Source organism: Streptomyces mangrovisoli (assembly GCF_000974985.2).
In the GTDB taxonomy this organism is placed as follows: Bacteria; Actinomycetota; Actinomycetes; order Streptomycetales; family Streptomycetaceae; genus Streptomyces; species Streptomyces mangrovisoli.
Genome location: NZ_LAVA02000005.1, coordinates 78,251 through 90,149, shown reverse-complemented (window position 1 = coordinate 90,149; position 11,899 = coordinate 78,251). Strand labels below are relative to the sequence as shown.

General features: G+C 70.2%; 11 protein-coding genes. 6 read left to right on the top strand and 5 right to left on the bottom strand.

Translation table 11 applies throughout. From position 1 onward, the window contains the following. Nucleotides 1-38 precede the first annotated feature (38 nt). Complete coding sequence (locus WN71_RS03440) at nucleotides 39-416, bottom strand: phage holin family protein (RefSeq protein WP_046583713.1); 378 nt, start codon at nucleotides 414-416, stop codon at nucleotides 39-41. 48 nt (nucleotides 417-464) lie between these two features. Between WN71_RS03440 and WN71_RS03435 the strand changes: the two genes are divergently transcribed. From WN71_RS03435 to WN71_RS03420, 4 genes are all read left to right on the top strand, one after another. Beyond that, on the top strand, nucleotides 465-782 hold the full coding sequence (locus WN71_RS03435; protein ID WP_046583714.1) for a cupin domain-containing protein: 318 nt from the start codon (nucleotides 465-467) through the stop codon (nucleotides 780-782). Nucleotides 783-966: 184 nt separating this feature from the next. Beyond that, nucleotides 967-1,179 (top strand): DUF5326 family protein, encoded by a 213-nt coding sequence (locus WN71_RS03430; protein ID WP_046583715.1) that lies wholly within the window; start codon nucleotides 967-969, stop codon nucleotides 1,177-1,179. 269 nt (nucleotides 1,180-1,448) lie between these two features. Then, complete coding sequence (locus WN71_RS03425; RefSeq protein ID WP_046583716.1) at nucleotides 1,449-2,267, top strand: IclR family transcriptional regulator; 819 nt, start codon at nucleotides 1,449-1,451, stop codon at nucleotides 2,265-2,267. Between the two features lie 99 nt (nucleotides 2,268-2,366). Further along, nucleotides 2,367-2,804: an SsgA family sporulation/cell division regulator gene (locus tag WN71_RS03420; protein ID WP_046583717.1), complete on the top strand. Its 438-nt coding sequence runs from the start codon at nucleotides 2,367-2,369 to the stop codon at nucleotides 2,802-2,804. 85 nt (nucleotides 2,805-2,889) lie between these two features. Here the strand turns inward: WN71_RS03420 and WN71_RS03415 are convergent, their stop codons facing one another. Next, entirely contained in the window at nucleotides 2,890-4,470 is a 1,581-nt protein-coding gene (locus tag WN71_RS03415; RefSeq protein WP_046583718.1) for a YibE/F family protein, read from the bottom strand. Nucleotides 4,471-4,710: 240 nt separating this feature from the next. Between WN71_RS03415 and thiC the strand changes: the two genes are divergently transcribed. Continuing rightward, on the top strand, nucleotides 4,711-6,525 hold the full coding sequence (thiC, locus tag WN71_RS03410; RefSeq protein WP_046583719.1) for a phosphomethylpyrimidine synthase ThiC: 1,815 nt from the start codon (nucleotides 4,711-4,713) through the stop codon (nucleotides 6,523-6,525). 137 nt (nucleotides 6,526-6,662) lie between these two features. Here the strand turns inward: thiC and WN71_RS03405 are convergent, their stop codons facing one another. The 3 genes from WN71_RS03405 to WN71_RS03395 all read right to left on the bottom strand — a co-directional run bounded on the left by WN71_RS03405 (nucleotide 6,663) and on the right by WN71_RS03395 (nucleotide 10,105). Then, the gene (locus WN71_RS03405) at nucleotides 6,663-7,529 is read right to left on the bottom strand and encodes a hypothetical protein (RefSeq protein WP_046583720.1); all 867 of its coding nucleotides are present in this window, start codon (nucleotides 7,527-7,529) and stop codon (nucleotides 6,663-6,665) included. A gap of 182 nt (nucleotides 7,530-7,711) precedes the next feature. Then, nucleotides 7,712-8,794, bottom strand: coding sequence for a metallophosphoesterase (locus WN71_RS03400; RefSeq protein ID WP_046583721.1), 1,083 nt, complete (start codon nucleotides 8,792-8,794; stop codon nucleotides 7,712-7,714). A 198-nt stretch (nucleotides 8,795-8,992) separates the two neighbouring features. Further along, nucleotides 8,993-10,105 (bottom strand): LacI family DNA-binding transcriptional regulator, encoded by a 1,113-nt coding sequence (locus tag WN71_RS03395; protein WP_046583722.1) that lies wholly within the window; start codon nucleotides 10,103-10,105, stop codon nucleotides 8,993-8,995. A gap of 510 nt (nucleotides 10,106-10,615) precedes the next feature. On the opposite strand from WN71_RS03395, the gene hisC reads away from it, so the two are divergent. After that, on the top strand, nucleotides 10,616-11,695 hold the full coding sequence (hisC, locus tag WN71_RS03390; protein WP_046583723.1) for a histidinol-phosphate transaminase: 1,080 nt from the start codon (nucleotides 10,616-10,618) through the stop codon (nucleotides 11,693-11,695). Nucleotides 11,696-11,899 lie beyond the last annotated feature (204 nt).

Genomic DNA, 11,899 nt, shown 5'->3' with positions numbered 1-11,899 from the left:
GCTCAGTCCTCGTCCTCGGTTCCCGGTTCTCTTCGTCCTCAGTCCTCGTCCGGCAGGACCATGTTGAGCGCCCAGGACACGATCGAAATGATCAGACCGCCCCATACGGCCGTCCAGAAGCCCTCGACATGGAAGCTCAGATTCAGCTTGTCGCAGAGCCAGGAGGTCAGCAGCAGCATCAGCGCGTTGACCACCAGGGTGATCAGGCCGAGCGTCAGGATGAACAGGGGGAAGGTCAGGACCTTGACGATCGGCTTGACCAGCCAGTTCACCACTCCGAACACCAACGCGACGAGGAGCAGCGTCCACGCCTTCTTGGCCGTGCTGTCACCGGTCAGGGTGATCTTGTCGAGCAGCCATACGGCGACCGCCAGGGCGCCGGCGTTGGCTATCGTCTTGACTACGAAATTCTTCATGTGTCTGATCGTGACAGAAGAGATCCATGAGGAGTGTGGGCAAGGACCATGAAGGCATTCCGGCTTGATGAACTGGAGGCGGAACGCGCCGCCAACGACGGGGCGTACCTGCAGTTTCTGCGTGAGCGGAACATGTCGGTCGGCCTGTACGCGCTCGACGCGGGCGCCCACGACCCGCAGTCCCCGCATCGGCAGGACGAGGTCTACTTCGTCGTCAGCGGCCGCGCGGCGATCACGGTGGGCCTGGAGACCACGCAGGTGGCCCGCGGCAGCGTCGTGTACGTGCCGGCCGGGGTCGCCCACAAGTTCCACCACATCAGCGAGGACCTCAGGGTCCTGGTGGTGTTCTCTCCGCCCGAGGCCTGAGCCGGCGTCTCCGGGTTCCCTAGGGGATCGGTCAGGGGAGGACAAGGGATACGAGACGTCCGCCGGACCCCCTCCCGGCCCTAGCATCGAAGACAGCAAGGCAGCATGATCCGGCACCAGAAGGTGCGGGCATTCGACCGAACCCGGTACACAGGACGGGGCAGGAAGGCAAGGGACGAGGGCAATGGGTGAGATCTTCTCGGGTCTGCCGTGGTGGGTGAAGTGGGTCGCGGTGCCGGTCATCGCCCTGGTCGTCTTCGGCGGACTGATAGCGACCGTGGTCGGCTTCGTGATCGGTCTGCTGTTCAAGCTGCTGGTCTTCGTCGCCCTCGTCGGCGGTCTGATCTACGTGGTGCGGAAGTTCATGTCGAGCTCCTCGTCCCGCAGCGACTGGTGAGCACCCCGGGGACCGGCGGTCACAGGTAACGCCGGTTCCCTCGCGGGAGGGAAGTTTTGCTGACAGGCCGACGTCACACGGTGGCACACGGTTAGAGTCCGGGCATCGACGCGGGGTCGATGCCCCGCGGGCGGAGTACACCCCCCACCCGTGTCTCCCCACACGGGCTGCCCCCTCGCTCCGGGAGTGCCCCCTTGGCCACGGCTGACACCGCAACCGCACAACCGCACGCCTTCCCCGTACCACCGCTCCAGCGGTGTCCCCCCGGGATGCCGACCCAGCCCCGGGCCGCGGCGGAGCCGGGATCGCGGGAAGAGCCGCAGGACCCGCCCCAGGACCGGACGGCCACGCTCATCGGCTCGGTGCAGCGCGCGATGCGGCTGCTGGAGTCCGTCGCCGCGCACGAACAGGGCGCCCCCGCAAAGCAATTGGCCCGCGAGACCGGCCTCGCTCTGCCCACCGCCTACCACCTGCTGCGCACGCTGGTCCACGAGGGCTATCTACGGCGTGACAAGGGCCTGTTCTTCCTCGGCGAGGCGGCCGCCCGGCTCCACAGCAGCGGAGCGGAGCAGAAACGTCGCAGCATGGTGATCGACACCCTGGCAGGATGGCGTGATTCGATCGGTGCGCCGATCTACTACGCGGTCTATCGCGACGGCGAGATCACCGTCCTGTCCGTCTCCGACTCCGTGGGCAGCCCCGCGGTCGAGGAGTGGGCCGACTTCCGGCAGACCGCCCACGCCCATGCGGTCGGGCAGTGCCTGCTGTCCCAACTGGACGAGGAAGCCCGCCGCGACCATCTCAGCCGCTATCCCGTGCGGTCCCTCACCCCGTACACGGTCCGTGACGACAAGGCACTGCTGCGGCGCCTGGAGCGCGTCGGACGCATGGAACCGGTGCTCGAACGGCAGGAGTACGCGCTGGGGGTGGTGTGCGCCGCGATCCCCCTGACGATGGGGTCGACGGCCGCCACCGTGGCTCTGTCCCTCCCTTCCCACCAGGCGGACCGTCTGCTGCCCGCGGTGCAGTGGCTGCAGCAGGAGATCGGGCGCCTGCCAGAGGCCTTCCCGCTCTCTATCAGTATCTGAAAACTCACTCCTTGTGATCTGGCATACACGTTGAGCAAGATGCCATCGGGGTCCAAGGGATGATTCCCGGCCAGTCGGTGTCATATGACGGGATAGGCGATGCGCGAGTCCGTACAGGCAGAGGTCATGATGAGCTTTCTCGTCTCCGAGGAGCTCTCCTTTCGTATCCCGGTGGAACTGCGGTACGAGCTCGGCGATCCCTACGCGGTGCGCCTGACCTTCCATCTGCCCGGGGACGCCCCGGTGACCTGGGCCTTCGGTCGGGAGCTGCTGATCGACGGAGTCAGCGGGCCGAGCGGGGACGGAGATGTGCGGATCACCCCGGCCGAGCCGGAGACGGCGGGCGATGTGCTGATCCGCCTTCAGGTCGGTACCGACCACGCGCTGTTCCGCTCCGGCGCGGCGCCGCTCGTGGCGTTCCTGGACCGGACCGACCGACTGGTGCCGCTGGGCCAGGAGGGCGCGCTCGCCGACTTCGACGCGCATCTCGACGAGGCCCTGGACCGGATCCTGGCCGAGGAACAGAGCGCGGGCTGAAGCGCCACGGCGGTCACGACGGCGGTGCCGTGGTCGCTTCAGCCCGTCCTGGGCTCCGCAGTAACGCTTCTGCCGAAGGTCTCGGTCACCGCTTGCGGCGTCGGCCCCGCCCGCCCCGGGCGGGCGGCACCGGTGCGGTCCCGGCGGCCGCCGAGCCCATGGTCCCTGCGGCCGGCGGGTGCCCTGCCGCCGAACCCGCCGCCGTCTCCGGATGCGGACGGTCGGCGGCGACCACGAGGGCCGCGAGCGCCGTGGTGACCGGCACCGAGGCGACCAGGCCGATCGAGCCGACCAGCGTGCGGACGATCTCCTCGGCGACCAGTTCGCTGTTGGCGACCGTTCCCACGCTGCTCTGCGCGATCGAGAACAGCAGCAGGAGCGGCAGCGCCGCACCCGCGTAGGCGAGCACCAGGGTGTTGACGACGGACGCGATGTGGTCGCGGCCGATCCGGATGCCCGCGCGGTACAACTCGCGCCGCCCCAGTGCTGGATTGGCCTCGTGCAGCTCCCAGACCGCGGATGTCTGGGTGACCGTCACATCGTCGAGGACGCCGAGCGAGCCGATGATGACGCCGGCCAGCAGCAGGCCGCTCATGTCGATCGACGGGTACAGGCCGTGGATCAGACCGGTGTTGTCGTCCGTGTTGCCGGTGAGCGCCGACCAGTCGATGAACTGGGAACCGAGCACGCCGATCAGCGACAACGAGACCAGGGTGCCGAGCACGGCCACCGAGGTTCTGGCCGACAGTCCGTGGCACAGATACAGGGCGATCAGCATGATGGCGCTCGACCCGACGACGGCCACGATCAGCGGGTCGGAACCCTGGAGGACGGCCGGGAGGATGAAGAACGTCAGCACCAGGAAGCTGATGGTCAGCGCCACCAGGGCCATGACGCCGCGCATCCGGCCCACCACCACGACGGCGAGCGCGAAGATCCCGGCGAGCAGGGCGACCGGGAAGCGGCGGTTCACATCGGCGACCGAGTACTGCAGGTCCTTGGGCGCGGTCGGCTCGTAGGCGGCCTCGACCTTCTCGCCCTGGTGCAGCTGACGGGACTGGTCCGGCTGCACGATCTCGGTGAAGGTACGGCCCTTGTTCTTGCCGGAGTCGACCCGGACGGTCGCCTTCTTGCAGGTGCCGCCCGAGCCGGAGTCCGCGGCGGAGCCGGCGGAATCGGCGGAGGCGGAATCGGCGCTGCCCGAGCCGCCGCTGGAGGCGCCCACCGACTTGCAGCTCACGCTGACCACTTGGGTGACGGTGGCCGGCTGGGTCTGGCGGTCGAAGCCGACGCCCGTGCGCTGGTGCGGCGGTGCGCCACCGGGCCAGAGGACGACGAGGCCCACCACGACCGCCGCGGCGAAGGGGATCAGGATCGCCGCGATCACCCGGCGCAGCCGCCGGGAGACGGGCGCTGCGGGGCCATGGCTGTGGCTGTGACCGTGCCCGTGTCCGGCGCCGTGTTCCTGCGGGCGCCGGTCACCGTGGCCGCCGGGGCCCTCTCCGCCGGGGCGTGGATGGCCGTGGCCGCCGTCGGACGTGTGCCGATGGACGCCGTCCGGTGCGTGTCGCCGGCCGTCCTCGTACGGCTGCCCGTCGCCCGGCCCATGGTGATGCGGGCCGCCCTGATCGGGAGGGGGAAACGGAGGCCGGTGTGTCGTGGTCACCGGCGCATCATCGCAAGAACGCGGGAGGCGCACTGTTCTTCGTGCCACACATGACGCTAGCGTGGAGGCACCTTTGCACACGCGGGAGCTCGGAGCACCGGGCTGAGAGGGCGCTGACCTCCGTCGTTGCGATGTTTCACGTGGAACAGACGATGTTCCCCGGAGACCTCGACCGACGGTGACCGCTGCGTCGACCGCCGAACCTGTTACCGGGTAATGCCGGCGTAGGGAGTAGGTCTCATGACCAACAAGGACGCACGCACGCCTGCCTCCACGCAGATCTCCACCGAGGGATCGAGCGCGACGGAGGCCGGGAAGTCCAACGGCTGGCACAAGGCGTATGTCGAGGGCTCGCGCCCCGATCTGCGGGTGCCGGTCCGTCAGGTGCATCTCACCAACGGGCAGTCGGTCACGCTGTACGACACCTCGGGCCCGTACACCGATCCGTTCGTCGACACCGACGTCCGCAGGGGGCTGGCCCCGCTGCGGGACAACTGGATCATCGCCCGCGGCGACACCGAGGAGTACGCGGGCCGCCCCGTCCGCCCGGAGGACGACGGCATCAAGCACACCTCGCCGCGCGGCGGGCTGCGCAACCTCGACGCGGTCTTCCCCGGCCGCCCGCGCCAGCCGCGCCGCAGCCGGGACGGCGGGGCGGTCACGCAACTGGCGTACGCGCGGCGGGGCGAGGTGACGCCGGAGATGGAGTTCGTCGCCCTCCGGGAGAACGTCTCCCCCGAAGTGGTCCGCGAGGAGATCGCGGCCGGCCGCGCGGTGCTTCCGGCGAACGTCAACCACCCGGAGATCGAGCCGATGATCATCGGCAAGCGGTTCCTGGTGAAGGTCAACGCCAACATCGGCAACTCCGCCGTGACGTCCTCCATCGAGGAGGAGGTGGAGAAGATGACCTGGGCCACCCGCTGGGGCGCCGACACGGTCATGGACCTCTCCACCGGGCGCAACATCCACACCACGCGTGAATGGGTGCTGCGCAACTCCCCCGTTCCCATCGGCACGGTGCCGCTCTACCAGGCGCTGGAGAAGGTCGACGGCCGGGCCGAGGAACTGAGCTGGGAGATCTACAAGGACACCGTCATCGAGCAGGCCGAACAGGGCGTGGACTACATGACGGTGCACGCGGGGGTCCGCCTGCCGTTCGTCCCGCTCACGGCGAACCGCAAGACGGGCATCGTCTCCCGCGGCGGGTCGATCATGGCGGCCTGGTGCCTGGCGCACCACCGGGAGTCGTTCCTCTACGAGAACTTCGAGGAGCTCTGCGAGATCCTCGCCGCCTACGACGTCACGTACTCGCTGGGCGACGGGCTGCGCCCGGGGTCCATCGCGGACGCCAACGACGCGGCGCAGTTCGCGGAGTTGCGCACGCTCGGGGAACTCAACCGGATCGCCAGGCGTTTCGATGTACAGACGATGATCGAGGGCCCGGGACATGTCCCGATGCACAAGATCAAGGAGAACATCGACCTTCAGCAGGAGATCTGCGATGAGGCTCCGTTCTATACGCTCGGCCCGCTGACCACGGACGTCGCGCCGGCCTACGACCACATCACCTCCGGTATCGGCGCCGCGATGATCGCCTGGTGGGGCACGGCGATGCTCTGCTACGTGACGCCCAAGGAGCACCTGGGTCTGCCCAACCGCGACGACGTCAAGACTGGCGTGATCACCTACAAGATCGCGGCGCACGCGGCCGACCTGGCCAAGGGCCACCCCGGTGCGCAGGACTGGGACGACGCCCTGTCCGACGCGCGGTTCGAGTTCCGGTGGGAGGACCAGTTCAACCTGGCCCTCGACCCGGACACGGCCCGGGAGTTCCACGACGAGACCCTTCCGGCCGAGCCCGCGAAGACGGCCCACTTCTGCTCCATGTGCGGGCCCAAGTTCTGCTCGATGAAGATCAGCCACACCATCACCGAGCAGTTCGGCGGCGCGGCCGGCGAGGGCGCCTCGCCCGAGGAGGTCGCCGAGGGGATGCTCCAGAAGTCCAAGGAGTTCGCGGCGAGCGGGAACCGGGTCTATCTGCCGATCGCGGACTGACGGCGGGTCGGCGGCCCCGGCCCGGCCGTGCGCGGGCATGACGGGTCACCCGCCGTGCGGGCAGGCGGGGGCGGGGCCTCGGGCCGGGGGTTCGGCCTGCGCTTCCCCTCGTGGAGCGGGGACGCGCAAGCCGAGGGTCATTCCGGCTGGTGCTCCGGGCCGCCGAAGTCCGGACTGGTGAAGTCCGGGCTGGTGAAGCTGGGGCGGTGGCCGGGTGCCGGGCCGTCGTCCGGGCTGCTGAAGCCGGGGCGGCCGTAGCCCAGGTGCGGCATACGGCCGGTCGGCTCCGGTTCCGGCGCCACGCGGTGCAGTGCGGCGGCGGTGCCGGGGTCGGCGAGGGCGTCCCGCAGGAAGGGCAGGACGCCCCGCTCGAGCAGGGCCTCGCGCCAGGACTCCCTGGCGAGCGCGACCTCCTCGGAGAGCTCCGCGTACGGCCCGTGCTCGAAGGCGGGCCGGTTGCGCAGCGCGGTGAGCAGCAGCCCGACCGCGGCTACGAGGATCGCCGCCGCGGTCATCGCGCCGAACACCCAGCCCGCGGTGAGCATGGTGCGGGCGAACGCCGGCTCCGGGTCCAGCATCTTCAGGACGTACCCGACGAGCAGGAAGATCGCCGCGGCCGTGCCGGCGAGGACGGGAGCGAGGACGGCGACGACGGCGACGGCGCCCGCGCCGGCGGTCTCGGCGACCTCTCCCATGGTGGTGGCGAGCCCCATCGCGCCGACGCCCGGCTCTTCGGAGCCGGTCGCGGTGGACGGGGTGGACGGCGCCGGTCGGCGCAGTTCCTCGCGGACCTTCACGTAGTGCTGGTACTCGGTCGCCGCGGCCGCCGTGATGAGGGTGGTGGCGTTCAGCGCCATGGTGCGCAGCTGTTCGACATTGAGCCGCTGACCCACAGCGGCCAGTTCCGGGCGGTGAGGTGCGGAGCGCAGCGCCTCATCGAGGATCCGCTCGTATTCCTGGCGGTCCTCGCTCAGCAGGTGCTGCGGAACGCTGTTCATGTGCATCCCCCGATGCTCCGTAGGGCTTGGGGCTCGCACGCTGACGAGCCGTCGGGCAGAAACGGAGGGGAGCCTGCTACGGATAAGCCGATGGTAGAGCGGGGACGGCACGCGGTGACAGGGGGTTTCCGGAAATTGGCCCCTGCCCTGCACGGTCCCAGGCCGGGCGGAACCGGCCGGGTGAACCCTCAGTCGCGCAGCGGCAGTTGCTGGACCAGCAGCTTTCCGGCCATGGTCACGCCGCCGTCCATCGCGATGGCGAGTCCGTCGGCGTAGACGTGCGGACCGTCGATCACGGGGCTCGCGGTCTCGTCGCCCTCCTCGGGGCCCGACTCGCTCAGCAGATAGGGGATCGGGCTGTGCCCGTGAACGATGCGGGTGCCGCCGTACGTATCGAGCAGGGAGCGCACGGCGTCCGCGCCGCCCTCGTCGCGGAAGGAGAAGCGCTTGGTGAACTTGCGGAACAGATCCCACACCTCGTCCGCGTCGTTGCGGGTGAGGGTGTCGTGGATGGTGTCGTTGACCGCCTCGATCGAGTCGCCGTAGTCGAGATAGGCGGTGGTGTCGGAGTGCACGAGCAGATGGCCGTCGACCTCCTCCACGGCGTCGAGGCGCGCCATCCACTGGAGGTGGTGGTCCTGGAGGCGGTCCATGTCGGTCTTCTGGCCGCCGTTGAGCAGCCAGGCGGCCTGGAAGGTGGCGGTGCCCGCGCCGGAGTTGACGGGGGTGTCGGCGAACCGCTTCGCGCCGAGCAGCAGCAGCTCGTGGTTGCCCATGAGCGCCTTGCAGTAGCCGCCGGCCGCGGCCGCCTCGGCGGACAGCCGCATCACCAGGTCGATGACGCCGATGCCGTCGGGGCCGCGGTCGGTGAAGTCGCCGAGGAACCACAGCCGCGCGGTGCCGGCGCACCACTGGCCGGCCTCGTCGACGAGGCCCTGCTCGCGCAGCGCGGCGAGCAGCTCGTCGAGATAGCCGTGCACGTCGCCCACGACGAACAGCGGGCCGGGTCCCTGACCGGGCTGGGCCGGGCGGGGCACCGGGGCCACGGCGACCTGGACGGTGTCGCCGCGGTTGATGACCGGCAGGTCGCGCTGGGTGGGCGTGTAGCCCTCCGGGAGCTCCACGGGTGGCTCCTCGACGGGGCGTACGGCCTCCTCGGCATGGGGGCTCTGGGCGTACGGACCGGTCTCATGGACGTACCCCGGCACCCGGAAGTCGCGCAACGTCGCCGTCCGCTCCGTCTCGGGTCCCTGACCGGCCCCCTGAGTCATCAGACCCCTCCACCATCGCGCCGCATCTGCACCGCATCGGACTGCCTGGTCGCAGCGGCCCGCGGTGTCGTGGGCCCATCATAGGAATGCGGATCGCGCCATGTGATGACCCAGGGGTGGTGAATCAGAGCAAGGCTCCGGTTCACCGCGGCTTTCGCCCCGTTTGGGTGGGGCTCCGGGCGTTGCGTGGTGGGCAGGCTACCCCTCTTCGGGGGTCCGCGGCGGGCTGACGGTGGTGCGTGGCGGGCGTCGCTGGGACGAGGTACGCACGATCAGCTCGGTCGGTATCACCTGCTCGACCGGCTGGTCGGACTCGAGCCCCTCGATGGCGTCGATGAGCAGCTGCACGACGGCGGTGCCGATGCGGCGCGGCTTCAGCGACAGGGTCGTGATGGGCGGCTCGGTGGTGGCGTAGACCGCGGACTCGCTGCAGCAGACGAGCAGCAGGTCGTCGGGGACGCGCAGGCCGTAGCGGCGGGCGGCGGCGAGCAGGTCGGTGCCGTTGGGGTCGAACAGTCCGTAGACGGCGTCGGGACGGTCCGGCCGGGCCAGCAGCCGGTCGGCGGCCACGGCGCCCGCGCACGGGTCGTGCGCCGGGTACGCCTCGTAGACCGGGGTCTGACCGACGCGCTCGCACCAGCGCAGATAGGCGGTGGTCGACAGACGGGTGTACGTGTCGGTGGTGGTGCCGGTCAGCAGGCCGATGCGGCGGGCGCCGGCGGCGGCCAGATGGTCGAGGATGCCGAGGACCGCGGCCTCGTGGTCGTTGTCCACCCAGGCGGTGACCGGCAGCGAGCCGGCCGGGCGGCCGTCGGAGACGACGGGCAGGCCCTGGCGGACCAGCTCGCTGACGACCGGGTCCTGGTCGGAGGGGTCGATGACGACCGTGCCGTCGAGGGCGACGTTGGACCACACGTCGTGGCGGGAGGTCGCCGGAAGGATCACCAGGGCGTAGCCGCGGGCGAGCGCGGCGGAGGTGGCCGCGCGGGCCATCTCGGCGAAGTACGCGAACTCGGTGAAGGTGAAAGGTTCATCCCCGTACGTCGTCACGGTCAGGCCGATGAGGCCCGACTTGCCGGTGCGGAGCGTGCGGGCCGCGGCTGACGGGCGGTACCCCAGCCGGTCGGCGACCTCGCGTACATGGCGGCGGGTGGCGTCCGGGAGCCTGCCCTTGCCGTTCAGGGCGTCGGAGACGGTCGTGATGGAGACCCCGGCGGCGGCGGCGACGTCCCTGATGCCCGCCCGACCCGGCCGGCTGCTTCGACGTGAGGTTTCCGCGCGGCTCACCTGGTGCTTCCCTGCTGCTGTCATGGCGAGCCGATAGTAGGGCTCATGCGGTGGGGTAGGGCGGACGCATATGCAGGCGTTGACAGGCACGTTTCTGCAAGGTCAAAAGGCCTCAACTGCCTGGGAATGAAAGTCAGTTGAACGATCCAATAGTGGTACGTGACGTGTCACCGCGCATGGACCTGTCGCCCCCTCCATGTCTCGAAGAGGTCTCAACTCACCTGTACGAGGGATGCGCGCCACGGCGTGAGCCACCGGCGCGTAGATATATGTGCGACGCGCCCTCTTGTTGGTGTGGATTCGTACAGTGGTGCCCCTGATGTCGGTGTGACATATGGGGTTCACAGCCGGTTTCCGATTCGGATGCGCGACAGCGGTCGGAACACCTGATTCCGCGTCCGGGATCCGCGTGGCCGGGGCCCTCGGGTCGACGCGGCGCTCAGCTATTCGCAGCCGGGCCGAATCCTCATAAGGTGTGGAGTATTGGAAGCCGGCGGTGCGGACGGGCCGCCGGTGGTCACGAGGAGGACTGCGGTGAGCGAGACGAGCCCCAAGCTGCGCGCCGAGCTGGAGGGTATCCCCACCTACAAGCCGGGCAAGCCCGCGGCCGCCGGCGGACCGGTGGCCTACAAGCTGTCCTCCAACGAGAACCCCTATCCGCCGCTGCCCGGCGTGATGGAGAGCGTCACGGCGGCGGCCGCGTCCTTCAACCGCTACCCCGACCTGGCCTGCACCGGCCTGACCCTGGAGCTCGCGGAGCGGTTCGGGGTGCCGGTCGAGCACATCGCCACCGGCACCGGCTCGGTGGGCGTCGCCCAGCAGCTGGTCCAGGCCACGAGCGGCCCCGGTGACGAGGTGATCTACGCCTGGCGGTCCTTCGAGGCGTACCCGATCATCACGCAGATCAGCGGCGCCCGCCCGGTCCAGGTGCCGCTGCCGCCCGACGAGGTGCACGACCTGGACGCGATGGCGGAGGCGATCACCGACCGGACCCGGTTGATCTTCGTCTGCAACCCCAACAACCCGACCGGCACCGCCGTGCGGCGGGCCGAGCTGGAGCGGTTCCTGGACCGGGTGCCCGGCGATGTGCTCGTGGTGCTCGACGAGGCGTACCGGGAGTTCATCCGCGACCCCGAGGTCCCGGACGGCATCGAGCTGTACCGCAGCCGCCCCAACGTCTGCGTCCTGCGGACCTTCTCCAAGGCGTACGGCCTCGCCGGGCTGCGGATCGGCTTCGCCGTCGCGCACGAGCCGGTGGCGGCGGCGCTGCGCAAGACGGCGGTGCCGTTCGGCGTCAGCCAGCTCGCGCAGGAGGCGGCCATCGCCTCGCTGCGCGCCGAGGACGAACTGCTCGGCCGGGTCGGCTCGCTGGTCTGCGAGCGCAACCGGGTGGTCGAGGGCCTGCGTGGACAGGGCTGGACGGTGCCCGAGAGCCAGGCGAACTTCATCTGGCTGCGGCTGGGGGAGCAGACGCTCGCCTTCGCGGCGGCGTGCGAGCAGCACGGTGTGGTGGTCCGGCCGTTCGCGGGCGAGGGAGTGCGCGTGACGATCGGGGAGGCCGAGGCGAACGACATCTTCCTGAAGGTGGCGGAAGGGTTCAACAAGGAGCTCTAGCGGGACACCCGCGCCGCCCGGCGCGAGACGTCGTACGGCCCCGTGCGGGGCGGCTCTCGGGCCGCCCCGCACGGGGCCGTTGTGCTGCCGGAAGCCGGAAGCCGGAAGCCGGAAGCCCGAAGCCGGAAGCCGAAGCCGGGAGCGCGAGGCGGGGCGGACCTCCGCACATCCCCTGCCGCCGCGCCAGAGGGCCACCGGTCCCTG